General features: G+C 71.5%; 26 protein-coding genes and 1 pseudogene. 10 read left to right on the top strand and 17 right to left on the bottom strand.

The features are described 5' to 3' along the window. The 6 genes from ACZ49J_RS37685 to ACZ49J_RS37710 form a co-directional block, all read left to right on the top strand. The coding region (locus tag ACZ49J_RS37685) for a sulfate adenylyltransferase subunit 1 (RefSeq protein ID WP_467455429.1) at positions 1-1,218 on the top strand (1,218 nt) is incomplete at its 5' end. 222 nt (positions 1,219-1,440) lie between these two features. Continuing rightward, a complete protein-coding gene (locus ACZ49J_RS37690) occupies positions 1,441-2,544 on the top strand; it encodes an aliphatic sulfonate ABC transporter substrate-binding protein (protein WP_467455427.1) in 1,104 nt (367 codons plus the stop codon). A gap of 34 nt (positions 2,545-2,578) precedes the next feature. Continuing rightward, the gene (locus tag ACZ49J_RS37695; RefSeq protein WP_467455425.1) at positions 2,579-3,364 is read left to right on the top strand and encodes an ABC transporter ATP-binding protein; all 786 of its coding nucleotides are present in this window, start codon (positions 2,579-2,581) and stop codon (positions 3,362-3,364) included. After that, positions 3,351-4,229, top strand: coding sequence for an ABC transporter permease (locus ACZ49J_RS37700; protein ID WP_467455424.1), 879 nt, complete (start codon positions 3,351-3,353; stop codon positions 4,227-4,229). The genes ACZ49J_RS37695 and ACZ49J_RS37700 overlap by 14 nt, the downstream gene beginning before the upstream one ends. 6 nt (positions 4,230-4,235) lie before the next feature. Further along, entirely contained in the window at positions 4,236-4,973 is a 738-nt protein-coding gene (locus tag ACZ49J_RS37705) for a sirohydrochlorin chelatase (protein WP_467455423.1), read from the top strand. A 5-nt stretch (positions 4,974-4,978) separates the two neighbouring features. Then, positions 4,979-5,509 (top strand): GNAT family N-acetyltransferase, encoded by a 531-nt coding sequence (locus ACZ49J_RS37710; protein ID WP_467455421.1) that lies wholly within the window; start codon positions 4,979-4,981, stop codon positions 5,507-5,509. Here ACZ49J_RS37710 and ACZ49J_RS37715 read toward each other — a convergent pair. Both ACZ49J_RS37715 and ACZ49J_RS37720 read right to left on the bottom strand, forming a co-directional pair. Next, positions 5,506-6,123: a TIGR03086 family metal-binding protein gene (locus ACZ49J_RS37715; protein WP_467455420.1), complete on the bottom strand. Its 618-nt coding sequence runs from the start codon at positions 6,121-6,123 to the stop codon at positions 5,506-5,508. The two genes, ACZ49J_RS37710 and ACZ49J_RS37715, sit on opposite strands and share 4 nt — an antisense overlap. A gap of 26 nt (positions 6,124-6,149) precedes the next feature. Beyond that, complete coding sequence (locus ACZ49J_RS37720) at positions 6,150-7,172, bottom strand: ketopantoate reductase family protein (protein WP_467455419.1); 1,023 nt, start codon at positions 7,170-7,172, stop codon at positions 6,150-6,152. 59 nt (positions 7,173-7,231) lie between these two features. Between ACZ49J_RS37720 and ACZ49J_RS37725 the strand changes: the two genes are divergently transcribed. Continuing rightward, positions 7,232-8,134 carry a transglutaminase-like domain-containing protein gene (locus ACZ49J_RS37725; protein WP_467455418.1) on the top strand — a complete coding sequence of 301 codons (903 nt, stop codon included), beginning with the start codon at positions 7,232-7,234 and terminating at the stop codon, positions 8,132-8,134. Here the strand turns inward: ACZ49J_RS37725 and ACZ49J_RS37730 are convergent. The 9 genes from ACZ49J_RS37730 to ACZ49J_RS37770 all read right to left on the bottom strand — a co-directional run bounded on the left by ACZ49J_RS37730 (position 8,062) and on the right by ACZ49J_RS37770 (position 12,408). Then, positions 8,062-8,382 carry a gas vesicle protein K gene (locus ACZ49J_RS37730; RefSeq protein ID WP_467455417.1) on the bottom strand — a complete coding sequence of 107 codons (321 nt, stop codon included), beginning with the start codon at positions 8,380-8,382 and terminating at the stop codon, positions 8,062-8,064. The genes ACZ49J_RS37725 and ACZ49J_RS37730 overlap by 73 nt on opposite strands. Next, on the bottom strand, positions 8,379-8,561 hold the full coding sequence (locus ACZ49J_RS37735) for a gas vesicle protein (RefSeq protein WP_467455416.1): 183 nt from the start codon (positions 8,559-8,561) through the stop codon (positions 8,379-8,381). Before ACZ49J_RS37735 ends, ACZ49J_RS37730 begins: the two co-directional genes overlap by 4 nt. After that, a complete protein-coding gene (locus tag ACZ49J_RS37740; protein WP_467455414.1) occupies positions 8,558-9,427 on the bottom strand; it encodes a GvpL/GvpF family gas vesicle protein in 870 nt (289 codons plus the stop codon). The genes ACZ49J_RS37735 and ACZ49J_RS37740 overlap by 4 nt, the downstream gene beginning before the upstream one ends. Continuing rightward, on the bottom strand, positions 9,420-9,809 hold the full coding sequence (gene gvpJ / locus ACZ49J_RS37745; protein WP_467455413.1) for a gas vesicle protein GvpJ: 390 nt from the start codon (positions 9,807-9,809) through the stop codon (positions 9,420-9,422). Before gvpJ (ACZ49J_RS37745) ends, ACZ49J_RS37740 begins: the two co-directional genes overlap by 8 nt. After that, positions 9,806-10,057 (bottom strand): gas vesicle protein GvpG, encoded by a 252-nt coding sequence (locus ACZ49J_RS37750; RefSeq protein WP_467455411.1) that lies wholly within the window; start codon positions 10,055-10,057, stop codon positions 9,806-9,808. Before ACZ49J_RS37750 ends, gvpJ (ACZ49J_RS37745) begins: the two co-directional genes overlap by 4 nt. A gap of 3 nt (positions 10,058-10,060) precedes the next feature. Further along, positions 10,061-10,825, bottom strand: coding sequence for a GvpL/GvpF family gas vesicle protein (locus ACZ49J_RS37755; protein ID WP_467455410.1), 765 nt, complete (start codon positions 10,823-10,825; stop codon positions 10,061-10,063). Continuing rightward, the gene (gvpJ, locus tag ACZ49J_RS37760) at positions 10,822-11,196 is read right to left on the bottom strand and encodes a gas vesicle protein GvpJ (RefSeq protein ID WP_467455441.1); all 375 of its coding nucleotides are present in this window, start codon (positions 11,194-11,196) and stop codon (positions 10,822-10,824) included. The genes ACZ49J_RS37755 and gvpJ (ACZ49J_RS37760) overlap by 4 nt, the downstream gene beginning before the upstream one ends. Positions 11,197-11,408: 212 nt before the next feature. Beyond that, positions 11,409-11,783, bottom strand: a complete 375-nt coding sequence (locus ACZ49J_RS37765) for a gas vesicle protein GvpO (protein WP_467455408.1) — start codon at positions 11,781-11,783, stop codon at positions 11,409-11,411. 76 nt (positions 11,784-11,859) lie between these two features. After that, positions 11,860-12,408, bottom strand: coding sequence for a DUF1697 domain-containing protein (locus tag ACZ49J_RS37770; RefSeq protein WP_467455407.1), 549 nt, complete (start codon positions 12,406-12,408; stop codon positions 11,860-11,862). A gap of 361 nt (positions 12,409-12,769) precedes the next feature. Between ACZ49J_RS37770 and ACZ49J_RS37775 the strand changes: the two genes are divergently transcribed. Further along, on the top strand, positions 12,770-15,019 hold the full coding sequence (locus ACZ49J_RS37775) for an MMPL family transporter (RefSeq protein WP_467455406.1): 2,250 nt from the start codon (positions 12,770-12,772) through the stop codon (positions 15,017-15,019). A 147-nt stretch (positions 15,020-15,166) separates the two neighbouring features. On the opposite strand, the gene ACZ49J_RS37780 is transcribed toward ACZ49J_RS37775, so the two are convergent. The 5 genes and pseudogenes from ACZ49J_RS37780 to ACZ49J_RS37800 form a co-directional block, all read right to left on the bottom strand. Beyond that, positions 15,167-16,126, bottom strand: a complete 960-nt coding sequence (locus ACZ49J_RS37780) for a CDP-alcohol phosphatidyltransferase family protein (RefSeq protein ID WP_467455404.1) — start codon at positions 16,124-16,126, stop codon at positions 15,167-15,169. A gap of 212 nt (positions 16,127-16,338) precedes the next feature. Further along, positions 16,339-17,593: pseudogene (gene mgt, locus ACZ49J_RS37785) on the bottom strand (macrolide-inactivating glycosyltransferase). Continuing rightward, complete coding sequence (locus tag ACZ49J_RS37790) at positions 17,590-18,864, bottom strand: ABC transporter substrate-binding protein (protein WP_467455403.1); 1,275 nt, start codon at positions 18,862-18,864, stop codon at positions 17,590-17,592. Before ACZ49J_RS37790 ends, mgt begins: the two are co-directional and overlap by 4 nt. Continuing rightward, complete coding sequence (locus ACZ49J_RS37795) at positions 18,864-19,697, bottom strand: carbohydrate ABC transporter permease (protein WP_467455402.1); 834 nt, start codon at positions 19,695-19,697, stop codon at positions 18,864-18,866. Before ACZ49J_RS37795 ends, ACZ49J_RS37790 begins: the two co-directional genes overlap by 1 nt. Then, entirely contained in the window at positions 19,694-20,644 is a 951-nt protein-coding gene (locus ACZ49J_RS37800; protein WP_467455400.1) for a carbohydrate ABC transporter permease, read from the bottom strand. Before ACZ49J_RS37800 ends, ACZ49J_RS37795 begins: the two co-directional genes overlap by 4 nt. A 243-nt stretch (positions 20,645-20,887) precedes the next feature. Between ACZ49J_RS37800 and ACZ49J_RS37805 the strand changes: the two genes are divergently transcribed. After that, positions 20,888-21,739 carry a phosphotransferase enzyme family protein gene (locus tag ACZ49J_RS37805; RefSeq protein WP_467455398.1) on the top strand — a complete coding sequence of 284 codons (852 nt, stop codon included), beginning with the start codon at positions 20,888-20,890 and terminating at the stop codon, positions 21,737-21,739. Between the two features lie 46 nt (positions 21,740-21,785). Here ACZ49J_RS37805 and ACZ49J_RS37810 read toward each other — a convergent pair whose 3' ends face one another. Next, complete coding sequence (locus ACZ49J_RS37810; RefSeq protein WP_467455396.1) at positions 21,786-22,709, bottom strand: LysR family transcriptional regulator; 924 nt, start codon at positions 22,707-22,709, stop codon at positions 21,786-21,788. 81 nt (positions 22,710-22,790) lie between these two features. On the opposite strand from ACZ49J_RS37810, the gene ACZ49J_RS37815 reads away from it, so the two are divergent. Beyond that, positions 22,791-23,762 carry a DMT family transporter gene (locus tag ACZ49J_RS37815; protein ID WP_467455394.1) on the top strand — a complete coding sequence of 324 codons (972 nt, stop codon included), beginning with the start codon at positions 22,791-22,793 and terminating at the stop codon, positions 23,760-23,762. Positions 23,763-23,833 lie beyond the last annotated feature (71 nt).

Genomic DNA, 23,833 nt, shown 5'->3' on the forward strand with positions numbered 1-23,833 from the left:
TCGGTCCTCGCCGACCAGCTGGAGGCCGTCGAGCACGCCTCCCGCAACCGTGGCCAGGACACCCCCGACCTGGCCCTGCTGACCGACGGTCTGCGGGCCGAGCGCGAGCAGGGCATCACGATCGACGTGGCGTACCGCTACTTCGCCACACCCAGGCGCCGGTTCATCCTCGCCGACACACCCGGCCACGTGCAGTACACCCGCAACATGGTGACGGGTGCCTCCACCGCCGAGCTGACGGTGATCCTCGTGGACGCCCGCAACGGTGTCGTCGAGCAGACCCGCCGCCACGCCGCGATCGCCGCGCTGCTGCGCGTCCCGCACGTGGTCCTGGCCGTGAACAAGATGGACCTCGTCGCGTACGAGGAGCAGGTGTTCGCGCACATCGCCGAGGAGTTCACGGCGTACGCGACCGAGCTGGGCGTGCCCGAGGTCACCGCCATCCCGATCTCGGCGCTGGCCGGTGACAACGTGGTGGAGCCGTCGGCGAACATGGACTGGTACGGCGGCCCGACAGTGCTGGAGCACCTGGAGACCGTGCCGGTCAGCCACGACCTGGCGCACTGCCACGCCCGGCTGCCCGTGCAGTACGTGATCCGCCCGCAGACCGCCGAGCTCCCGGACTACCGGGGGTACGCGGGGCAGATCGCGGCCGGCTCCTTCCGGGTGGGCGACCCGGTGACGGTGCTGCCCTCCGGCCGTACGACCAAGGTCGCGGGCATCGACCTGCTGGGCAAGCCGGTCGACGAGGCGTGGACGCCGCAGTCGGTGACCCTCCTGCTGGAGGACGACATCGACATCTCGCGCGGCGACCTGATCGTGCCGAGCAAGGACGCGCCCGCGACCACGCAGGACATCGAGGCGACCGTCTGTCACGTCGCCGACGCCGCGCTGACGGTGGGCCACCGCGTCCTGCTCAAGCACGGCACCCGCACGGTCAAGGCGATCGTCAAGGACATCCCGTCCCGACTCACGCTCGACGACCTGTCCCTGCACCCGCACCCGGGACAGCTCGTCGCGAACGACATCGGCCGGGTGAAGATCCGCACCGCGGAGCCGCTGCCCGTCGACTCGTACGCCGACTCCCGGCGCACCGGCTCGTTCATCCTGATCGACCCGAACGACGGCACCACGCTCACCGCGGGCATGGTCGGCGAGTCGTTCGCGTCCCCGGAGCCCGTCAAGGACGAGGCCGAGGACGACGGGTGGGACTTCTGACATGAAGTCCACCGACGCCTACTCGACGTTCGCGAAGGAGGGCGGCCGTGTCGGTAGCGGCGCCCTCGGGGCCGGGCAGGGCGGAGTACCGCGATGTGTGCGCTGACGGACGGACGCCGCTCGCGCGCCCTCACCCCCCGCCGCCGTAGACGAAAACCCGCCGACGTCCCGGCCACGGCCTGAGAGACCGTGACCACCGGGCCCCCGAGAGGAAACCCTCCCGTGCCAGCCAGAACCGCCGTCCGCCGCGCACTCGCGGTCAGCGCCGCTCTCCCGCTCCTCGCTCTCGCCGCCTGCGGCTACGGCTCCCAGGCGAAGAAGGACGACACCGCGAAGGTCGCCGCCGGCGCCGAGAAGATCGACGGTCTCGACGCCGTGAGGATCGGCTACTTCGGCAACCTGACCCACGCGACTGCGCTGGTGGGCAGCCAGAAGGGCTTCTTCCAGAAGGAGCTCGGTGCCACCGAGGCCAAGTACGCCGTCTTCAACGCCGGTCCGTCCGAGATCGAGGCCCTCAACTCGGGTTCCATCGACATCGGCTGGATCGGCCCCTCCCCGGCGATCAACGGCTACGTCAAGTCGGACGGCAGGAACCTGAAGATCATCGGTGGTTCGGCGTCGGGTGGTGTGAAGCTGGTCGTCAACCCGGAGAAGATCAAGTCCCTCAAGGACGTCAGGGGCAAGAAGATCGCCACGCCCCAGCTGGGCAACACGCAGGACGTGGCGTTCCTCAACTGGGCCGCCGACCAGGGCTGGAAGGTCGACGCGGAGAGCGGCAAGGGCGACGTCACGGTCGTCCGTACGGACAACAAGATCACCCCGGACGCCTACAAGTCCGGTTCCGTCGACGGCGCGTGGGTGCCGGAGCCGACCGCGTCCAAGCTGGTCGCCGAGGGCGGCAAGGTGCTGCTCGACGAGGCGTCGCTGTGGCCGGACGAGAAGTTCGTGATCACGAACATCATCGTGCGGCAGAGCTTCCTCAAGGAGCACCCGAAGGCCGTCGAGGCGGTCCTGAAGGCGTCGGTCGAGACCAACAAGTGGATCAACGCCAACCCGGACGCGGCGAAGGCCTCGGCCAACAAGCAACTGGAGACGGACTCCGGCAAGGCGCTGCCCCCCGACGTCCTGGACCCGGCCTGGAAGTCGATCACGTTCCTCGACGACCCGCTGGCCTCCACCCTCAGCACCGAGGCGGAGCACGCGGTCAAAGCCGGTCTGCTGCAGAAGCCCGACCTGAAGGGCATCTACGACCTCACGCTCCTCAACAAGGTCCTCAGGGCCGAGGGCGAGAGCACGGTCGACGCCGCCGGTCTCGGCACCAGCTGACGCAAAGCCCACGAGTTCCCAGGAGGTGACGACCATGGCCACGACCACCGCTCCCGCCAAGGCCGCCGAGTCGGTCGAGCACGCGGCACGCCTTGAGCATGTCTCGAAGTCCTTCGCGACACCCGGCGGGCAGCAGCTCGTCCTGGACGACATCAGCATCGATGTCGCTCCGGGCGAGTTCGTCACCCTCCTGGGGGCCTCGGGCTGCGGCAAGTCCACGCTGCTGAACCTGGTGGCGGGGCTGGACCAGCCCACCACGGGCTCCATCACGACGGACGGGCGCCCCGCCCTGATGTTCCAGGAGCACGCCCTGTTCCCGTGGCTGACCGCGGGCAAGAACATCGAACTCGCCCTGAAGCTCAGGGGTGTGCCCAAGCCCGAGCGGCGCGCCAGGGCCGAGGAGCTGCTCGAACTGGTCCGGCTGAAGGGCGCGCACGGCAAGCGCGTCCACGAGCTGTCGGGCGGCATGCGGCAGCGGGTGGCACTGGCCCGCGCGCTGGCGCAGGAGAGCAACCTGCTGCTGATGGACGAGCCGTTCGCGGCGCTGGACGCCATCACGCGGGACGTGCTGCACGACGAGCTGACCCGTATCTGGGCGGAGACGGGTGTGTCCGTCCTGTTCGTGACGCACAACGTGCGCGAGGCGGTGCGGCTCGCCCAGCGGGTCATCCTGCTGTCGTCCCGGCCTGGCCGGATCGCACGCCAGTGGGAGGTCGGCATCCCGCAGCCGCGCCGCATCGAGGACGCGCCCGTGGCCGAACTGTCCCTTGAGATCACCGATGTACTGCGTGGGGAGATCCGCCGTCATGGCCAGCACTGAGTCGAAGCCGGCCCAGGACGCCGGGAGCATCGAGGCGGGCCTCGACGCGCTGGAGACCACGGCCACCGGCCGTCCCCCGCTCCGGCAGACCCTCGTCAACAAGGTCCTTCCGCCGGTCATCGCGATCGCGGTGGTCCTCGTGGCCTGGTCCCTGCTCTACCCGGTCGTGGACGACCCGACCAAGCTGCCCTCGCCGGGCGCCGTGGGGAGCGCGTTCAAGGAGGCCTGGCTGCAGGGCGAGCTGCTCGGCTACATCTGGACGAGTGTCTCGCGCGGTCTGCTGGGCTTCTTCTTCGCGCTGCTGATCGGCACCCCGCTGGGTCTGCTGGTGGCGCGGGTGAGGTTCGTGCGCGCGGCCATCGGCCCGATCCTGTCCGGTCTGCAGTCGCTGCCGTCGGTGGCGTGGGTGCCGCCGGCGGTGATCTGGCTGGGCCTGAACAACTCGATGATGTACGCGGTGATCCTGCTCGGCGCGGTTCCGTCCATCGCCAACGGCCTGGTGTCCGGTGTCGACCAGGTGCCGCCGCTGTTCCTGCGGGCGGGCCGCACGATGGGCGCGACGGGCGTCAAGGGCGTCTGGCACATCACGCTGCCGGCCGCGCTGCCCGGCTATGTGGCGGGCCTCAAGCAGGGCTGGGCCTTCTCGTGGCGCTCGCTGATGGCCGCGGAGATCATCGCCCAGTTCCCCGACCTGGGCGTGGGCCTCGGCCAGCTCCTGGAGAACGGCCGCACGGCCAGCGACATGGCCATGGTGTTCGAGGCCATCCTGCTCATCCTGTTCGTCGGCATCGCCATCGACCTGCTGATCTTCAGCCCGCTGGAGCGGTGGGTCCTGCGCAGCCGCGGCCTCCTCGTGAAGAGCTGAACTCCCATGCCTCGTCCGGTACTTCTCGTCGTCGCCCACGGCAGCCGCGACCCGCGGCACGCCGCGACCGTGCACGCCCTGGTCCGGCGCGTGCGCGCGCTGCGTCCCGGGCTGCGCGTGGAGACCGGCTTCCTGGACTTCAACATCCCGTCGGTGCAGGGGGTCCTGGAGTCCCTTGCGGCGGAGGGCGTCCGTGACGTGGTCGCCCTGCCGTTGCTGCTGACGCGCGCGTTCCACGCGAAGGCGGACATCCCCGCCGTACTGCGGGAGGCGCCGGCGCGGCTGCGCATCCGCCAGGCGGCGGTGCTCGGCCCGTCGCCGCTGCTCTTGGCTGCGCTGGAACGGCGGCTGTACGAGGCGGGGCTGACCCCCGCCGACAAGTCCTCGACCGGGGTCGTGCTGGCCTCGGCGGGGTCCACCGACCCGGAGGCGATCGCAGTGATCGCAGAAATCGCGCGGGAGTGGCGGCACACCGGTTGGTGCGCCGTGCGGCCTGCGTTCGCCTCCGCATCCCTTCCCCGCACTCAGGACGCGGTCCGTGAACTGCGTGCTCTCGGCTGCGGCCGGGTCGCTGTCGCCCCGTACGTCCTGGCCCCCGGCTTCCTGCCGGACCGCATCGCGCGGGGCGCGGGTGAGGCGGACGTGCTGGCGGAGGTGCTGGGGGCGGCGCCGGAGGTGGCGCGGGTGGTACTGGAACGGTACGAGGCGGCCCGCCGGCCGGCGCTGGCAGCCGTGGGAGCCTGAGCCCCATGAGCCGGCGCCCGGTGACCCTGAGCAGGATCGTTTCGGAGGACTGGCCGGCCGTTCACTCATGGGCGTGCCTCCCGGAGGCGTGTCGCCATCAGCCGTGGGGGCCGAACACGGAGGACGAGACAAGGCACTTCGTGGAAGGGGCGGTCAGCGCGTGGTCGGACACCCCTCAGCGCCGGTTTCCCTTCGCCGCCCGCCTTGGACAGGATGTCGTGGGCATGGGTGAACTGCATGTCCGCAGTGAGGTTCAGCGTCAGGGCGAGATCGCCTACATCGTGCACCCGCGGCTGTGGGGACAAGGCGTGGCGACAGAGATCGGACGACGGCTTCTCGCGTACGGTTTCGACGAGCTGGGGCTCCACCGTATCCACGCCACCTGCGACCCGCGGAACACCGGCTCCGCCCGGGTGCTGGCGAAGCTCGGCATGACGCACGAGGGACACCTCCGCCACACCCGGTTGATCCGCGACGGCTGGCGGGACTCCCTGCTCTTCAGCATCCTCGAAGAGGAGTGGCGGAGCACCGCCTAGGACGGCGTGACGGCTGTCTGTCGCGGGTCCCGGCCGCTCAGTGCCAGGGCCCGTTCGAAGACCGGGGCGTCGTCCGGGACGGGGACGGGGTCGGCGAAGCCGTCGTACTGGCGGTACAGCTCGGCGTGGGTCTCGACCACCTCCAGGATCAGCCGGGCCGCGCCCTCGGAGAGGTGGATGTCCTGGCCGGTGGCGGTGGCGACGTCCCAGCCGTGGACCGCCATCTCCTTCACCACCATCTGGGCGATGTCGGCGGCGGGCACGATGGCCATCCCGAGGTCGACCTCGCCCTCCCACACGGCCGGGTCGTCCCAGGCGGCGACGGCACGGTCCAGCTGGTCGGCGTACGCCCGGGCCCAGTCGGCCTCGGCGGTGAAGTCGCGCGAGGTCAGCTCCTCGGGGAGCGGCTTGCGCAGGGCGCGGTGCTCCAGGCCGTGCGAGGTGTAGAGGACCCAGTGGTTGACCAGGGCGCGGACGTCCCAGTCGGGGCAGTGGGTGGGCGCCGACAGGTGCGCCGCCGTGACGCCCCGGGCGACACGGGCGGCCTCAGCGGCGCATTCGACCATGTACGGGTAGACGTTCTTGTACGGGTTGTTCCCCTGCGCATCACTCATGCGCCCCACGCTAGGGAACCCCGCCGTCAGTCCTCTTGAACAAACGCGACAGCCTCGTCGGCGAGACGCACGAGCTCCGCGACCGGTAGCGACCCCGCCTCCCGGCGCTCGCGCGCGAACGTGTTCGCCAGGCGCTGCAACAGGTCGTTCAGCGGTGTCGGTACGCCGTGCAGACGCCCCAGCAGCGCGATCTCGCCGTTGAGGTAGTCGGCCTCGATGGTGCCGGTGCCGCGCGTCAGCGACTGCCAGGAGGAGCCGCCGCCGCGCGGGGAGCCGTCGAGCGGCACCAGAGTGATCTTGTCGCCGCGGACCTCCCGCTGCTCCGCCGCTCCCGTGTACGCGATCCCGGCCGCGTCGAGCACGGCCACGCCCTCGGCCCGTACGCGCTCCAGCAACGCCACGGCCTCCTCGCCGTGGACGGGTCCGACGACGGCCTCCAGCGCGTTGTTGAGGTTGCCCAGCAGCTTGGCGTACTGCCAGCGCGCCACGTCGGGCACGACCGGTGCCTCGAAGTGCGACTTCTCCAGGTCCGCGGCGATCAGCCGGGCGGTCTCGTCGGTGCCGTGCGGAAAGCGGCCGAGGTGCAGGACGCCGGTGAGCGGGGTGCCGGCGGCGGAGACGAGCCCGGGTTCGACGTGGGTCGCCGGCAGCCAGACGCACATCCCGTACACCCGCCGGAAGCGGCGCAGGGCCATGCGCTGGCTCTCCACGCCGTTCTGCGCGCAGACCAGCGGCAGCCGCTGGGCGGCCGTGCCTCCGCCCGCCACCGGCGCGGGGCCCCACGCCTCCAGCGCGGCCTCGCTGTCCTGGGTCTTCACGGCGAGCACGAGGACGTCGTCCGCCCTCAGTTCGCCGAGCGTGTCCGGTCCGTCGACGGTGGGCAGGCGATGGGTGTACTCGCCGTCCGGCACCCTGAGCCGCAGGCCGCCGTCCCGCAGCGCCGCGTGGTGCGAGCCCCTCGCCACCAGGACGACCTCGTGTCCGGAGCCCGCGAGCCGCCCGCCGATCGCGCCGCCGACGGCCCCCGCTCCGATGATGATGTAGCGCATGGGACGAGCCTCGCACAGCGGTTGACCTTGCCCCAGGGGGAAGGCCGAGCGTGCCGGGCATGGACTTCTACCTCAGGCAGACGCCGTTCAGTGACCCCGGGCCTGTCGACGGGCTTCCGGGCGACATCACCGAACTGGCCGTCCTGACCCGGAACCTGATCATCCATCGGGGAGAGGGCGAGCGGTTCGGCTACGCCGTCCCCGAGGACCGAACGCGTCAGGACGCCGAGTCCCGCTACATGACCGAGTTGCTGCGCCTCGTGCGGGAGCGCTCCGACCGGCCCCTCACCGAGCGCCGCGAACCCGGCGAGCGGTTCGTCGGCACCTGCCGGGACTTCGCGCTGCTGCTGTGCTCGCTGCTGCGGGCCACGGGCACCGCCGCCCGCATCCGGTGCGGCTTCGCCACGTACTTCGTCGACGGCTGGCACGACGACCACTGGGTGACCGAGTACCGCCTGCCGGACGGGAGCTGGCGACTGGTCGACCCCCAGCTCATCGACGTCTACGACGTGCCCTTCGACCCACTGGACGTCCCCCGCGACCGCTTCCTGGTCGCCGGGGACGCCTGGCGGATGTGCCGGGAGGGGCGGACCGATCCGCGGACGTTCGGGGTGAGCTCGATCGAGAGCCTCAAGGGACTGTGGTACGTCCGCGGCAATCTGCTGCGGGACCTCGCCGCGCTCAACGGGGTCGAGGTGCTCCCCTGGGACGAGTGGGGCGGGGACACGCTGCCCGAGAGCGACGCCGTGCTCACTGAGGCGGACCTCGCCCTGGCCGACGCCGTCGCCGCCGCCCGCTGCGAGGAGGAGTGGCGGCAGCTGTACGACGACCCGCGGCTCAGGGCTCCGGACGAGGTCCGCTCGTACACTCTCGACGGGGTGCGCACCGTTCAGCTGGCCGGCGGCAGCAGTGTCCCCAGTGGTCCCAGGTCGAGGTTGAGGTCCTCCAGCCGCAGGTCGTAGCGCGCGCAGAGGTCCCGCATGCGGTCGTGGAGGAGCATCAGGGTCAGGCCGACGCGTTCTTCCTGCTCCTCCGTCAGGTCGCCCTTGTCGACGCGGTGGAGTGCCTGGCGTTCCATGAGCTGGCGGAGGAGTTCCACGACGGTCAGGACGAGTTTGACGAGGTCGCGCTCGACGGTGTCGGGGTCGGTCGACAGGCGCTGGGCGGCGTGGGCCCGCGGCGGTGGTGGCGGCGGCATGGGGGGCCTCACAGCAGCCGGGCGGCCACGGGGGCGATGACCGCGCGGAGGTCGATGCGGACGAGGTCGACGTCGGCGATGGACAGGACGAGGTCGCCGGTGATGACGACACCGCCCTGGAGGAGCCGGTCGAGGAGGTCGATGAGGGCGACGGGGCGGTCGGTGTGCGGGGTGACGGTCGTGGTACTCACGCGACGGGCTCCGGGGGAAGGGCGAAGGAGTACGGGGCCCAGGGGCCGGTCACGTCCACCTGGACGCCGGGGAACTCCTCGGCCGCCGCGAGGACACGGGCGCGGAAGTCCTCCACGCGGCCCTCGGCGACGAGGTAGGCGTCGTTGCTGACGTTGGGGCCGGGAGCCGGACCGGCGAGGTCGCCGCTCTGGGGGCGGTGGGCCACGCGGTCGGCGGCCAGGGACCCGGCGGTATCGGAGATGTGGGCGGCGGCCCGGGCGGCCGCCTGCCAGGCGTCCTCGGCGGTGCGCCTGCGCCGACGGCGTCCGGCCAGGTAGGCGCGGCCGATGCCGAGGCGTTTGTCCTGGTCCGACTCCTGCTCGGGTGGTGCGCTGTCGGGGGCGGCGTAGATCTTGACGCCGAGTTCCACGTGGCCCGTGACGCGGTCCAGCAGGGGCAGGAAGTCGTCCCGGCGGGCGTCCAGGGCCTGCCGTACGCGGTCCTCGTCGCGGTAGACGGTGACCAGGCGCAGCGGCAGCACGGCGATGCCGCGCCCGGTGAGCGGGGCGACGACGGCGTGGTGGGCGCGGGCCGTGGTCTCCAGCCAGCTCAGGTCCTCCAGGTTGGCCTTGAGGGGCGCCTCCTCGAAGTCCGCGGCGGGAACGGGCCCCACGGCTGCGGCGAGCCCCGGGGTGCCGTCGGGGGAGCCGTCCGTGATGTCCAGCAGGTGTATCGGCTCGCCCGCGACCCCTCGCAGATCCGCGACCGCACGCGCGGCCTCCGGGGTGCGGCGCAGCACGGCGTAGGCGTAGACGATCTCGGTTCGGGCGGAGGCAGGGGTGTCCGTGCGTGTGTCGGTGTCCGTGCGTGTGTCCGTGTCAGTCATGGGGCAGATCTCCTGTCGCGGCCCGCAGCGCGGCGATCTCGGCGCGCAGGCGTTCGTTCTCCTCGGCGAGGGACTCGTCGGGTTTTTTCGCGAGGGACCGGTCCGGGGCGGTGGCCCGGGACGAGAGGGAGGGGTCGTGTTCCCACCAGTCGATGCCCATCTCCTTCGCCTTGTCGACGGACGCCACCAGCAGCCGCAGCTTGATGGTGAGCAGTTCGATGTCGAGCAGGTTGATGCGGATGTCGCCCGCGATCACCACTCCCTTGTCCAGGACCCGTTCGAGGATGTCGGCGAGGGAGGGCGCCTGACCGCCGGGCGGTTCGTACAGGGAGGGAAGGGGGCGGGATGCTCCGGTGAGTCCGCCTGTTGCCGGGTGCGTCATGGTCGTGGGGCCCGTCTCCGCGCGGTGATCTCGTCGAGCCGGTCGAGCAGTTCGTCCTCCCGGCGGTCGTACTCGTCCTCGTCGATGCGTCCCTCCAGCAGGGCGCGCTCCAGTTCGACCAGCGCCCGTCGGACAGGAGCCGGGTCGTAGTACTGCTCTTCGGCGGCGTACCGCAGCTGCTCGGCGGCCCAGAGGGTGGCGCGCACCGGCGCGAAGGGGAGGGTGAGGATGCCGGTCAGCAGGCCCATGGGTCAGGCCGCGAAGCTGTAGGGGGGCAGGGGGCCGCGCAGCCGGAAGTCGTAGGCCTCGCCGTAGTCGTGGGCCAGCTTCTGTCCTGCCTCGGTGAACTCGTGGGCGCGGGCGCGTTCGACGAGGAAGGAGACGTTGAGGAAGTCGTCCTGTGCCGGGGCGGCCACGACGCTGGCGCGGGCCAGGCCGGACAGCTGCCCGACGACCTGGTCGGCCAGCAGCCGCTGGCGGGCGTCGACCTGACGGGCCACCAGCTCGCCGAGGGCGACACGGTCCTCGTAGGTGCCGTTGCCGTCGCGGGTGAGCTCGTTGAGGCGGCGGGCGTCGTCGGACTCGGTGAGCACCTCGCGCAGCAGGTCGTCCTGGGAGCGTGCGGCCTTGAGGTTGAACTCGGTGGTGCCGTGCAGTTCGGTGAGTCTGCGGGCGTACTCCTCGCCCTGCTGCTCAAGGGCCGTCCTGAGGGCCGTGTCGTCCGGGGCGAGCAGGCCGAACCTCATCGGCAGGACCGCGCCGTCGGCCATCAGCCGTTCCTGCACGGCCTGGTGGGCGGCGAGGTCACGGCGCTTGGGGCGCAGGTCGGGGGGCGCGGGGCTGACGACGGCGGCGAGCCCGGTGTGGGCCAGCGCGGTGGGGGTGCCGCCCGCCTCGCCCACGGCCCGCAGGCCGTCGAGGTTCAGGGGGTGGTCGGAGCCGGTGATGGCGTAGACGTAGAGGGGGGCCGCCGGTTCGGTTCCCGCCGGGGAGCCGGTGGTTTGGGCGCCGCTCACCGCTCGTCGTCCTTGTCGCGGTCGAAGACGTCGCCGATCGCGTCGATGGCGCCGCCGATCACCCCGCTGGTCTTGCCCCGGGCACCGCTCTCGACCATGTCGCCGACGATGTCGGTGAGCCGGGCGGGTGCCTTGCGGCCGGCCTCCAGGTCGAGGCGGTTGCAGGCCTCGGCGAAGCGGAGGTAGGTGTCCACGCTCGCGATGACGATCCGGACGTCGATCTTGAGGATCTCGATGCCGACGAGGGAGACCCGGACGAACACGTCGATGACGAGCCCCCGGTCCAGGATGAGTTCGAGGATGTCGAAGAGGCCGGCGGTCCCCGAACCGCTCGAGGTGACGGCGGGTTGTGCCCCGCCTGCCTGTGTCATCACGGTCACGGTCCGGGTCCTCTCGCTGGGCTCGCTCTCGGACTGGCACCGGACGCCGTTGTTGCCCTGGTGGTGCCGTACGCGGTCGGTACGGCACCGGCGACGGAGGGGCGCCGTGCCACTGTGAGGTACGGGAGCGGCGGCGATCCGTGTCAGCTCGCAGGGCAACATTTCCGTGGAGGAAGTGTGAAGGCCTGGCGGTGTGTGAAGACCTAGCGTCCCCGGTCGAGTTGGCCGCGGGCGTAGCGGCGCACCCTTTCGTAGCCGAGGAGTTGGCCCTGGAGGTCCAGGGTGACGCGGTAGGTCGCCATGACCGTCATGGTGTCGGGGACCCGTTCCAGTTCGACGACCTCCACGTCCGCCGTCCAGCCGTCCTGTGCCGGCCGGAGGGCGGAGACGGAGTCGGGGGTGGTGCCGAGCAGTTCGGCGAGCTGGGCCGCCGCGCCACGCATGGCCTGCGCGGCACTCACACGGCCGGCGGGCGCTGTCGGTTGTCCCGTCGGCTGCCCCGTGGACTGTCCTGCCGAATTGCCCGCCTCGTCAGGGGAGTTGGCGGCTGCCGGGATGCGGGGGTCGGTGCTTGTCATGGTCCTACCGTGTCAAGCCGGCCGCCGCTGTGGGAAGCGAATCGGCCAACGCCCGCGGCGGGAGCCACGGTGACCGTCAGTCGGGCGCGGTCATCTCCACCAGCTTGACGACCGTGTTCCAGTTGCGGCTGGTCGCCGTCAGGCCCTTGAGGAGTCGTGGTTTCGACAGGGCATCGGCCAGCTTGGAACGGCCCAGGCCCTCGGGCGCGTAGAGGTAGAGGGCGCGGTCGCCGAGGCGGAACTCCTCGGGGAGGAAGGCCTGCTGGTCGATGGAGGCGAAGCGGCCGGCGTCGACCGGGGCCGAGAGGTAGGTGACGTGGAGCTGCTTGGGCTGCAGGTCGGCGGCCGGGAAGGGGCACGCGTCCCGTACGGCCTTCAGGTAGGTGTGGTCGCGCACCAGGACGCCGACGGTGAACCCGAAGTGCTTCTCGATGGCCCGCGTGATGGCTTCGGCGAGGGTGTCCTCGTCGCCGGCGTCCGTGGTGAACACCGCGTTGCCGCTCTGCAGGTAGGTGGCCACATCGGTGTGGCCGAGGCCCGTCAGGAGCGTGCGCAGGTCGGCCATCGGGACCTTCTTGCTGCCGCCCACGTTGATGCCGCGCAGCAGCGCCGCGTACGTCGTCATCCGCACACCATACGGCCGCTGGCCCGCCCGGCAGCCGAGCCACGGGCTCCGAGCGGCGGCTTGCGAGCGGCGGCTTGCGAACCGCGGCTTCCGAGCCACTGCTTCCGAGCCACGGCTTGCGAACCGTGGCTTCCGAACCGCGGCTTCCGGATCGCCTGCCCCGAGCCACCACCCTGAGAACACGAAGTACGTGTAAGGGCCCCGGGTCCTCCCGGATGGGGAGGCGGCGGTGTCCGAGGGGATGAGTGGCGCGGTCCGCGGTTCACCGGGCAGCACGAAGAGATGCCCTTATCCGGCCCATACCTTCGAACGAAAGGTGACGGCAGGGGGCCGTCACCGCGAACGAGGGGGCCGGCCCGTCATGGGGAACGGAGAGACAAGGGTGCGGGGAATCGCCGCACGGGCCGGGGGCTGGAGCGCCCGGCACCGTTGGGCGGCCGTGGGTATCTGGGTCCTGTTCGTCGTCCTGGCGATGGGGGCCGGTTCGGCGGCGGGCCGGGTCGACGTCAAGGACAGTGACCAGCTCAAGGGCGAGACGCACACCGCCGCCAGGATCATCGAGGACGCCGGGATCGAGGAGCCCGCGAGCGAGACCGTCCTGCTCCAGTCCAGGGACGAGGGGCTGAAGGCGACGGACGCCGAGTTCCGCCAGGCCGTCGAGGCGGTCATGAAGGCGGTCGAGGGCACCGGCAGGGTCACGGACGTGACGTCGCCGTACGACACGCGGACCATCTCCGAGGACGGGCGCAGCGCGCTGGTGCAGTTCGACATGCGCGGCGACTCCGACACGGCGGGCGAGCGGGTGGAGCCCGTTCTGAAGGCCGTCGAAGGCGTCCAGGAGGACCACGAGGCGCTGCGGATCGAGGAGATCGGCGGCGCCAGCATGATGAAGACGTTCGCCGACGCGTACGGGGACGACTTCCAGAAGGCCGAGTACTCCGCGGTGCCGGTGGCCCTCGGCATTCTGCTCATCGCCTTCGGCGCGCTGGTCGCGGCGGTGCTGCCGGTACTGCTGGCGGTCACCGCGATCATGGCGACGATGGGTCTGATGGGAGTCGTCAGCCACGTCATGCCGATGAGCGACACCGCCAACTCGGTGATGCTGCTGGTCGGTCTGGCCGTCGGCGTCGACTACTGCCTGTTCTACCTGCGCCGCGAGCGCGAGGAGCGTGCCGCCGGCAAGGACGCGCAGACGGCTCTCAGGATCGCCGCCGCGACCAGCGGCCGGGCGATCGTCGTCTCCGGTGTCACGGTGTGCGTGGCGATGGCGGGCATGCTGTTCACCGGGCTGGCCGAGTTCGAGGCGATGGGTCTGGCTTCGCTGATGGTCGTGGCGGTGGCCATGGTCGGTTCCGTGACCGTGCTGCCGGCGCTGCTGTCACTGCTCGGCGAGCGGGTCGAGAAGGGCCGTCTTCCGTTCCTCGGGCGCCGCGGCACCGCGGGCAACAGCGGCAGCCGGTTCTGGTCGGCCGTCCTCAAGGGGGTGCTCGCCAAGCCGGTCGTCTCCGTCGTCGTCGCGACCGGCGCGCTGCTCGCCGTCGCGGCGCCGGCGCTCGGCATGAAGACGCAGCAGCTCACCCTGGACCAGGAGTTCGGCGACTCGCTGCCCATCGTGCAGACGTACAACCGGCTCAACGAGGCCTTCCCGGGCGGCTCGGAACCGGCCGAGGTGGTCGTCAGGGCGAAGGACATCAACGCCCCCGAGGTGAAGTCCGCGCTCGCCGACTTCCGCGAGCGGGCGATCAGTTCGGGCGCCTCGCGCGGGCCGGTCGAGGTCAAGGTGCACGACGCGCGGAACCTGGCGTTCGTGTACGTGCCGCTGGTGGGCGGCTCGGACCTGGACAGGGCCGGTGAGAGCCTGGACAAGCTGCGCGACGAGGTACGGCCCGCCACACTCGGCGCGGTCGACGGCGTCCAGGCCCCGATCACCGGACAGGTCGCCGGGTCGAAGGACTTCAACGACCAGCTGGCCGGGGCCGTCGTGCCGGTCTTCGCCTTCGTGGTGGTCTTCGCCTTCGCACTGATGCTGCTGTCGTTCCGCTCGCTGACGATCGCGGTCACGTCGATCGTGCTGAACCTGCTGTCGGTCGGCGCCGCGTACGGCATCCTCGTCGCCGTCTTCCAGCACGGCTGGGGCGCCTCGCTGGTGGGCGCGGAGGGCGTCGGCGCCATCATCACCTGGCTACCGCTGTTCCTGTTCGTGATCCTGTTCGGCCTGTCGATGGACTACCACGTGTTCGTGGTCTCGCGGATCCGTGAGGCACGGCTGAAGGGCCGTACGACGAAGGACGCGATCCAGCACGGTGTGGTCACCACGGCCGGGGTCGTCACCAGCGCCGCGGTCATCATGGTCGCCGTGTTCGCGATCTTCGGGACGCTGTCCATGCAGTCCATGAAACAGATGGGCGTGGGCCTCGCGGCCGCGGTCCTCATCGACGCGACGATCATCCGCGGTGTGCTGCTCCCGGCGGCGATGGCCCTGCTGGGTGAACGCAACTGGTACCTGCCGAAGTGGCTCCACCGCCTCCCGGACCTCACCCACGACGAGTCCCCCGAGCCCGTGTCCCCGCCTCCGCCGCCGGCCGTGGAGGACCAGAAGGTCGGCGTCTGACCGTCGGTCGCCGACAACCAGGGCACACGTACGTGGCCGGGGCGCGGTGCGCGCCCCGGCCGCTGCCGTATGTCCTGGTACCCCGGCAGGACGTCGCTGTCTCGTGGGGCGGTCACCGCAGGTGCCGAGCAGACCCGGGTGGACGGTCTAGGCCGCCCTGCTCACCTCCTCGCGGTCGAAGGAGTCGATGGTGCGGGTGAAGTCGCGGGTGGAGAGCAACAGCTTGTAGATGATGGCCAGTTCGAAGACCAGCAGCAGGGCACCGGAGGCGATCGTCGCTCCGGCCACCGCATCGAGCAGGGGCCCGACGATGAAGACGCCCATCTGGAACTCGATGCCGCTGATCAGATGGGCGCGGACGCGGTGGCGCAGCAGGAAGGACCGTACGCGCAGATACGTGGGGAAGCGCCGGCGGAACTCCTGCTGCAGATCGATGACCCGCGCCTGCTGGTGCGGGCCGTCCGTCGGCCCGTCCGCACCCGCGCCGACCGCTCCCCGCGGGTCCGGCTCCAGGCCGGCCTCGGGGTTCTTGCGCAACAGGTCTTCCATGAAGGCGAGTTGGCGGTCGTTCTCCGCGTGGCGCGCCTCCCGCAGCCGGGCCTTGATCTGTCTGCGCATCGAGTGGCGGATCTTGAACGTCTCCAGGGAGTTGATGTAGCGCAGCGCGTCCAGGCCGATGACGGCGGCCGCCAGCCAGATGTAGAGGGCGTCGTCGGTGCGCTGGTACTGGCCCGCCATCAGCGCGACGGCGCACACCGCCACCCGGACGCGGTCGAAGACGAAGTCCAGCCAGGCGCCGAACACGGAGCCCTGTCCGGTGAGCCGGGCGACCTTGCCGTCCATGCAGTCGAGGACGAAGCTCAGGTGGTAGACGACGGCCCCGGCGATCAGCCAGCGCCAGTCACCGAGCGCGAAGCAGGCCGCCGAGACCAGGCCGAGCAGGAAGGCGCCCCAGGTCAGCTGGTTGGGCGTGATCCTCGTGTACTTCGCGGTGAGCCGCACCAGCGGTGTGGCGACCGGGTCGACGAGCAACACGGTCCACCACGCGTCGCGCTTCTTCTCGGTGATACGGCGTACCTCGGCGAGGTCGGGTATGTCTCGGCGCATGGGCGACTTCCTGGCGTTCGACGGGAGTGCGTTCGACGGGAGTTCACCCCCAGCTTGGGAAGCGTTCACGCGAGGAACAAGAAGCGGGCCGCGCAACCTTTCACAGGGGGTAACGGTCGAACCCTGCAACCGAGTCCATGGACCCGCCAGGCGGACCTGACGTTACCCGAGCGTTACACAAACAACCTCACACCCCGCGTCACCCTTCCGGCTCACCGCCGCGCGAGTTCCGCTTCGATCAGGTCCGCCGCCCGCCGCGTACCCCCCTCCCCCGCCATCTGCTCCCGGATCGCCTCCAGCCGCCGGGCCACCTCGGGGTCGCCCACGAGGGACAGCACGGCCTCACGCAACGCCTCCGCCGTCGCCTCCTCCATCGGCACATGCCGCGCGACCCCCAGCGACTGGAGCATGTCCGCGTTGCCGAACTGGTCGACGGCCTGCGGTACGGCGACCATCGGCGTCCCTGTGGCGAGCCCCTCCTGGCTGCCGCCGGCGCCCGCGTGCGTGATGAACGCGTCGGCCTGCCGCAGGACCGCCAACTGCGGTACCCAGTCGCGCACTTCGACGTTCTCCGGAACCGGCCCGAGCTCTGCCGGGTCCACGTGCTTGCCGACCTGGAGCACCATGTGCCAGCCGGGCAGGTCGCCGAAGGCCCGCACGCACTCGCGGTAGAAGGCGTGCTGCTTGGTGAAGGCCGAGCCGAGGGAGACGAGCAGGACCTTCTCCGCGCCGGCCGGCCGCCGCCAGTCGCCCTCCGCCGTACGGTCCCCCTGGCAGGCGCCGACGAAGCTGTGCACGGCCTCGTCGACCCGGTCGGCGTTCGGCTGGAGCGCCTTCGGGATCAGGACGATCGAGCGGGCGGGACGGCCGGCGAAACGGTCGGGGTGCTCCGTGATCCCGTTCTCCTCCAGCCATGCCTGGAAGCGGGCGTAGTAGGCCCGGCCGCGCTCGGTCTTCCTCGGTTCGGCCCACATGGACTCGAGGACCTCCTGCTCGTAGCCGTCCCAGGCGACCAGGTTCGGCGAGAGCGAGACCGCCCTGACGCCCCAGCGGTGGGCGAGGACGCGGGCCGGGTAGGACGCGATGTCGTGCAGGACGAGGTCGGGCTCGTCGCCCTCGTACGCCTTGATCAGCTGGGGTAAGGCCTGGATGGCGTCGTCCAGGAAGGGCTCGACGTTGTCCAGGAGCGTGCTGCCCCACGCCGAGGGGTCGTCGTCGGGGGACGGCAGCGTCGAGTGCCACACCTTGGGCTCGGCGCCGGTCTCGGCGACCTTCTCCGCGAACACCGGCGGGATCGCGTACGTCACCCGGTGGCCGCGCGCGACGAGCTCGCGGATCACTTCGAGGCTGGGGTTCACGTGGCCGTGGGCGGCGATGGAGAACATGGCGATGTGTGAGGTCATGACCCTAAGCGAGACGAGACGTCTCGTGCAACTCGGTTACCCGTCGTCGGTGACGGGTTCTCAGCGCTGATAGCGCGCCAGCACCAGGTTGCCGTCCTCGACGAGCCGTTCCCGCAGCTCGTGCAGACCGATCGCGCCGCTGTAGTACTCCTGGAGAGCGGGGGTGGCTACCTTGTCCTTCCACTCCGGGTAGCCGCGCACGGACTGGGCGGGCGCCGAACGGAGGTGGGCGGCGAGGGCCGTACCGGTGGCCCAGTCGTGCTTCCGCGTGCGCAGAGCCGGGTCCTTGAGCGCCTCGGTGCCGGTCGGCAGCATCCAGTCGCCGAGCGCGAGACGGACCATGTTCTCGGGCCGGAGCATGAAGTCGATGAATGCGGCGGCTTCCCGCTTGTGCGGGCTGTCCTCGGCGATCGAGAGCGTCTGCGGGCTGACGCCCTGGGCGAGCCCGTCGGCACCGGCCGGGGCGGGCAGCACCTGCCAGTCGAAGCCCTCGGGCGCCTGCTGCACGATCTGCTGACGGTACGAGAACCCGAGCGGGACCATCGCGTACCGGCCGCCGAAGAAACCGGGCAGGGTGTCGGAGCCCCCCATGCCGAGCGTGCTGCCGGACGCGCTGCGGTCGGTGTTCACCTGGTCGTGCACGGTGCGTGGGACGACCGCGTCGGCGTCGTCGAAGCGGATCTCCACCTTGCCGTCGGCGTCCCGCTGGAACATCCGGCCGCCGGAGGAGAGGGAGAGGTTGAGGGTGGCGGAGACGGGCTCCTTGAGCGGCCAGGCGACGCCGTACCTGCCCTTGCCGCTCAGCTCCTTGGCCACGGCGCGGAACTCGTCCCAGGTCCACGGCTTCTCGGGGGTCGGGACGCGTACGCCCGCTTCCTTCAGCCAGGTGGCGTTGGCGACGAGCACCCGCGGCTCCTGGAGGAACGGCACGCCGTAGACGCCGTCGCCGAACGTCGTCGTCTCCCAGCTCCGCCGCGGGATGCCGGCCTTCAACCGCTCGGGCAGCAGGCCGGTCAGGTCGGCGAGATAGCCGCCGTACGCGAAGTCGGCCAGGTCGTCGGAGGCGTCATGGATGATGTCGGGTGCCTCACCGCCCTCGAAGGAGGTGAGCAGCTGGTCGTGGACGCCGTCCCAGCTGCCCTGGACGTACTCGACCCGGACGTCGGGGTGCGTCGCGTTCCACTCCTTCACCAGTTCCTTGTTGGCCGCCACGGACTCCTGCTGCCAGGCGAGGGACTGGAAGCGCAGCGTGATCCGGCCGTCGTCGCGCCCGCCGCCCGACGAGCAGCCCGCGAGGAGCATGAGGAGAACAGCGGCCAGCACCCGTACCCGCATCAGCTCTTCACCGCCCCGGCCAGCATGCCGCCCGTGATCCGCTTCTGGATGACCGCGAAGAGCAGCAGGGAGGGCAGGGTCGCGAGGACGGCCGCGGCGGCGAGCGGTCCGAGGTCCGCGGCGCCCTCGTCGCCGATGAAGTGGGTGAGGACGACCGGCAGGGTCTGCTTCTCCGGGCTCTTGAGCAGCACGAGCGCGAAGAAGAACTCGTTCCAGGCGGTGATGAAGGCGAACAGGGCCGTCGCCACGATGCCGGGCGCGAGCAGCGGCGCCGTGACCGACACCAGCGTCCGCACCCGTCCCGCGCCGTCCACCGCCGCCGCCTCCTCCAGCTCGGGCGGCACGGCCCGTACGTACCCGACGAGCATCCACAGCGCGAACGGCAGCGCCCACACGACGTACACCATGACCAGTCCCGGGACGGAGTTGATCAGCCGGAGGTTCTTCAGCACCAGGAACAGCGGAATGATCACCAGCACGAACGGGAAGGCCTGGCTGACCACCACCCAGCCGGTGGCCGCCCGCGCGAGCGGGCCGCGGTGCCGGGCCATGACGTACGCCGTCGGCGTCGCGATCAGCACCGCGACGACCGCCGCCCCGACCGCCGCGACCAGGGAGTTCAGCAGGGCGTCCAGCAGCGGCTGCTCGTCGAAGGCCTGCCGGAAGTTGGCGAGCGTGGGGTTCTCCGGAATCCAGGTGGGATGCAGGCTGCCCAGTTCGCGCGGCGGCTTGAAGGCGGTGGAGACCAGCCAGAGGAAGGGAAAGGCGAGGAACACGAGATAGGCGAGCAGGGCGAGGTACTGGCCCGCACGGACGGTCCTCCGGGTCCTCAACGCTCCTCACCTCCCCTCAGCCGGCCGACGAGATGGAGCGCGAGAACCACCGAGATCACCGCCACCATCACGCATCCCATCGCCGCCGCGTACCCGAACTGCCCGTAGCGGAAGGCCTCTTCGTACGCGAACAGCATCGGCAGCCGGGTGCGGCCACCGGGCCCGCCGTTCGTGAGCACGTACACGAGGGCGAAGGAGTTGAAGTTCCAGATGAGGTTCAGCGCCGTGATGGCGAGCGCCACCGGTCTGAGCGCCGGCCAGGTGACCGTGTGGAAGCGGCGCCAGGCTCCGGCGCCGTCCATCGCCGCCGCCTCGTGGAGTTCGCGCGGGGTGTTCTGCAGTCCCGCGAGCAGGGCGACCGTGGTCTGCGGCATGCCCGCCCAGACGCCGACCACGATGACCGCGGGCAGGGCGGTCGCCAGCCCGCTCAGCCAGTCACGGCCGTCGCCGAGCCCGAGGTCGCGGAGGGTCTCGTTGAGGACGCCCGCGTCCGGGTTGTAGACGAGTCGCCACATGACGCCGACGACCACCTCGGGCATCGCCCACGGGACGATCGCGAGGGCACGGGCCAGCCATCGCAGGCGCAGGTCCTGGTTCAGCAGCAGGGCGAGCCCGAGCGCCAGCAGGAACTGCGGCACGGTCACGCCGACCGCCCACAGCAGGCCGATGCGGAACGACTCCCAGAACAGCGTGTCGTGGAGCAGGTCCTGGAAGTTGAGCGTCCCGATCCACTGGGTGGGCTCGGTGCGTCCCGACTGGGCGTCGGTGAAGGCCAGGACGATCCCGTACAGCAGCGGTCCGACGCTCAGGAACAGGATGGGCAGCAGCGCGGGCAGGACGAGGAACCAGGCGCCGTGGTCGAGGGCGCGGCCGTCCCGGCCCGGACGGCGCCCGCGCTTCGGCGGGCGGGGCCGTGGTGGTCGCCTCGGCTCGGTCGCCAATGCCACTGCAATCGGCTCCTCTGGGCGGCTCGTGGGGGTCCGGCCGCCCGGGCGGCCTGGCGTCATGGTGCTGAGGGACAGTCAGGTCGTCAAGGGACCGCGCGGACGGCCCGACCTGTGCGAATGCGACACTGACCGGGGGATGGCGCAAACGCGACGGCCCGCGACGCCGGCGACGGGCGCCGCGCGGGCCGCGCGCGGGCGGCCACGGCCGACACGATCGACATGGCGGAACGACGGAGGCGACGGATGGACGAGGCACGGGCGCGGGCGGTCCTCGCCGAGGCGGGGCTGGGGCGGTCCCCGAAGCTGCTCGCGCTGGGTGAGAACGCGGTGTTCGCCACCGGTGACCTGGTGGTCAAGGTGGGGCGCGGTGCGGAACTCCTCGACCGTGCGCGCCGCGAGCTGGACGTCGCGCTCTGGCTCGCCGAGGCGGGCGTGCCGGCCGTGCGCGCCGCCGAGCCCGAGCCGCTGTCGGTGGAGGGGCATCCGGTGACGCTGTGGCGGCGGCTGCCCGACGCCGTACGCCCCGCCGAGCCCCGCGATCTGGCCGAACTGCTGCGGTGGGTGCACGCGCTGCCCGAGCCGCCCTTCGCTCTTCCCCGCCGCGAACTGCTGGACGGTGTGGAGCGCTGGCTGCGTCTCGCGGGCGACGCGATCGACCCGGCGGACGCCGACTACCTGCGCGAGCGCCGCGACGGCTTCGCCGCGTCCGCCGCCGCGCTCGTCCCCCACCTGCCGTCCGGCCCGATCCACGGCGACGCCCTCCCCCGCAACGTCCACGTCGGCCCCGAGGGTCCCGTCCTGGTCGACCTGGAGACCTTCTCCGCCGATCTGCGCGAGCACGACCTGGTCGTCATGGCCCTCTCCCGCGACCGCTACGGGCTCGCGGCGGAGGCGTACGACTCGTTCACGGCGGCTTACGGCTGGGACGTACGGGAGTGGGAGGGGTGTGCCGTCCTCCGGGGCGCCCGCGAGACCGCCAGTTGCGCCTGGGTCGCCCAGCACGCCCCGACCAACCCCAAGGCGCTGGCCGAGTTCGAGCGCCGGGTGGCGTCGCTGCGGGCCGGGGACGCGTCGGTGCGGTGGTATCCGTTCTGAGGCGCGCCCGACTTCGAGGTGACCCCCGTCTCCGAGATGGCGCCCGTCACGGCTCCGCGGTGTCCCGCCCGTCCCGCTCGCGGATCGTGGTGGCGGCGCGGCGGAGTTCGGCCAGGACCGTGCGGACGGCCCTGCGGGCGGTGCGTTCGGGGCGGTGGAGCGCGTCGATGTGCCGCCGGGCCTGGACGCCGCTGAGCGGTCTGAGGGTCAGCGCGGGGTGCGGGGGCATGGTCCAGCGCGGCATGAGCGCGAGCCCTCCCCCGGCCGCCACGGCCTCGGCGACCACCGCGAACTCGTTGATGCGGTGGGCGAGGCGGAGCCGCCGACCCGCCGCCGCGGCGATGGCCTCGATGGTCGCGAGCACCGGGAAGCCGTCGTGCACGGTGATCCAGGGCTCGTCGGCCACGTCCTTCGGTGACAGCCGCCGCTTCCCCGCCAACGGGTGGTCGACGGGCATCGCCACGTCGAGCGGTTCGCGCAGCAGCGTCGTCGTGGTCACCGTGCGCGGCCACGGCGGGGTGTGGTCGAGCCGGTGGGCGAGCACGACGTCGTACTCCCGGGTGAGCCGCGGGAACTCGTCCTGGACGACGTCCTCGTCGGCGAGCGCCACACGCGGTGCGCCCGGTCCGCCGAGGCCGCGCAGCAGCAGGGGGAAGAACGCCGTGGCCGCGCTGTGGAAGGCGGCCACCGAGACCTCGCCGTCGGGCACCTGAAGGAACTCGTCCACGGTGTGCCGCGCCCGCGCCAGCGCGCTCTCCACCTCGACGGCCGCGCCCGCCAGCGCCTGCCCCGCCTCGGTGAGCACCAGCCGCCGCCCGTCCCGCTCGGTGAGCGGGACGGGGATCGAGCGCTGCAGCAGGCGCAGTTGCTGGGAGATCGCCGACGGCGTCACGAGCAGCGCCTCGGCGACCGCGGTGACACTGCCGAGTTCGCCCAGCTCGCGCAGGATCCTCAGCTGTCTCTCGTCCATGCCGACAGTGTAGGAAAACTGAATGATCTTTTTAGAAAGTGGCCCTGGGCTACAGGTACGGTCGTGCGGCACCGTGAGGGCGTGTCCGACGCCCGCCGTACCGACGTGGTACTTCTCCTGGTCGCCGTCGTCTGGGGCTCCAGCTATCTGTCCGCCCAGACCGCCACCGCGGCCCTCCCCGTCCTGCTGGTCCTGTTCGCGCGGTACGCGCTGTCCGCGCTCGCCTGTCTCGGTCTCGTCGCGGTCCGCCGCGGCCGGCGGCTCTGGACCCGGCAGGAGGTGCGGGCCGGGCTGCCGCTCGGTGCCACCCAGGCCGCCGTCCTGCTCGTCGAGACCTACGGCGTCGCCCACACGAGCGCCGCCAACGCCGGACTGATCATCAGCCTGACCATCGTCCTCACCCCTCTCCTGGACCGCTCGGGCCACCCCGGCGGTCTGCCTCCCCGCTTCTTCCTGGCCGCCGGGGTCTGCGTGGTGGCCGTCGGGCTCCTCATGTCCGGCAACGGCTTCCACGCGCCCCGCAGCGGCGATCTGCTGATGCTCGGCGCCGCGGTGGTGCGGGCGGCGCACGTGGCGCTCGTCGGGCGGCTCACCGCGGGCCGGGCGGTGCGGCCCCTGCACCTGACGACGGTGCAGACGGTCGTCGGCACGGTCCTGTTCCTGCCGCTTGCCGCCCGCGACCTGCCGACTCTGGCACGCGCCGACTCGGCCACCTGGCTCCAGTTGCTCTACCTCGCCCTGTTCTGCAGCGTGTTCGCCTTCCTCGCGCAGACCTGGGCGGTGCAGCGCACGTCCGCCAGCCGCGCGAGCCTGCTCCTGGGTACCGAACCGATCTGGGCCGCCGCTGTGGGGGTCGCCCTCGGCGGCGAACGCTTCACTCTCCTCACCGGCCTCGGCGCGGCCCTGATGGTCACCGGCACCTACTGGGGCCAGGCCGTCGAACGCCGGGCACGAGCCGCGGCCGATCCCGCCACGGCCCGCCGCGCCTCCGCCCCGCCCCACCTCGGCGAACAGGAACCCGCATACCCGAGTACGACATCCACCAGGGCCTGATCGACCACGCACCCGAAAGGGCCACCGAGTCCGTCGGCGCGCTGCGCGCCCGGGTGGCGAAGCCCCGGGTC

The organism is Streptomyces sp. NPDC030840, assembly GCF_055572015.1.

Coding starts and splice junctions, on each gene's coding strand:
- gvpJ (WP_467455441.1), bottom strand. CDS start 11,196: ATGACACAGGCAGGCGGGGCACAACCCGCCGTCACCTCGAGCGGTTCG.
- ACZ49J_RS37775 (WP_467455406.1), top strand. CDS start 12,770: ATGGGGAACGGAGAGACAAGGGTGCGGGGAATCGCCGCACGGGCCGGG.
- ACZ49J_RS37710 (WP_467455421.1), top strand. CDS start 4,979: ATGAGCCGGCGCCCGGTGACCCTGAGCAGGATCGTTTCGGAGGACTGG.
- ACZ49J_RS37780 (WP_467455404.1), bottom strand. CDS start 16,126: ATGCGCCGAGACATACCCGACCTCGCCGAGGTACGCCGTATCACCGAG.
- ACZ49J_RS37750 (WP_467455411.1), bottom strand. CDS start 10,057: ATGGGCCTGCTGACCGGCATCCTCACCCTCCCCTTCGCGCCGGTGCGC.
- ACZ49J_RS37715 (WP_467455420.1), bottom strand. CDS start 6,123: ATGAGTGATGCGCAGGGGAACAACCCGTACAAGAACGTCTACCCGTAC.
- gvpJ (WP_467455413.1), bottom strand. CDS start 9,809: ATGACGCACCCGGCAACAGGCGGACTCACCGGAGCATCCCGCCCCCTT.
- ACZ49J_RS37700 (WP_467455424.1), top strand. CDS start 3,351: ATGGCCAGCACTGAGTCGAAGCCGGCCCAGGACGCCGGGAGCATCGAG.
- ACZ49J_RS37805 (WP_467455398.1), top strand. CDS start 20,888: ATGGACGAGGCACGGGCGCGGGCGGTCCTCGCCGAGGCGGGGCTGGGG.
- ACZ49J_RS37720 (WP_467455419.1), bottom strand. CDS start 7,172: ATGCGCTACATCATCATCGGAGCGGGGGCCGTCGGCGGCGCGATCGGC.
- ACZ49J_RS37740 (WP_467455414.1), bottom strand. CDS start 9,427: ATGACTGACACGGACACACGCACGGACACCGACACACGCACGGACACC.
- ACZ49J_RS37695 (WP_467455425.1), top strand. CDS start 2,579: ATGGCCACGACCACCGCTCCCGCCAAGGCCGCCGAGTCGGTCGAGCAC.
- ACZ49J_RS37725 (WP_467455418.1), top strand. CDS start 7,232: ATGGACTTCTACCTCAGGCAGACGCCGTTCAGTGACCCCGGGCCTGTC.
- ACZ49J_RS37770 (WP_467455407.1), bottom strand. CDS start 12,408: ATGACGACGTACGCGGCGCTGCTGCGCGGCATCAACGTGGGCGGCAGC.
- ACZ49J_RS37705 (WP_467455423.1), top strand. CDS start 4,236: ATGCCTCGTCCGGTACTTCTCGTCGTCGCCCACGGCAGCCGCGACCCG.
- ACZ49J_RS37790 (WP_467455403.1), bottom strand. CDS start 18,864: ATGCGGGTACGGGTGCTGGCCGCTGTTCTCCTCATGCTCCTCGCGGGC.
- ACZ49J_RS37810 (WP_467455396.1), bottom strand. CDS start 22,709: ATGGACGAGAGACAGCTGAGGATCCTGCGCGAGCTGGGCGAACTCGGC.
- ACZ49J_RS37765 (WP_467455408.1), bottom strand. CDS start 11,783: ATGACAAGCACCGACCCCCGCATCCCGGCAGCCGCCAACTCCCCTGAC.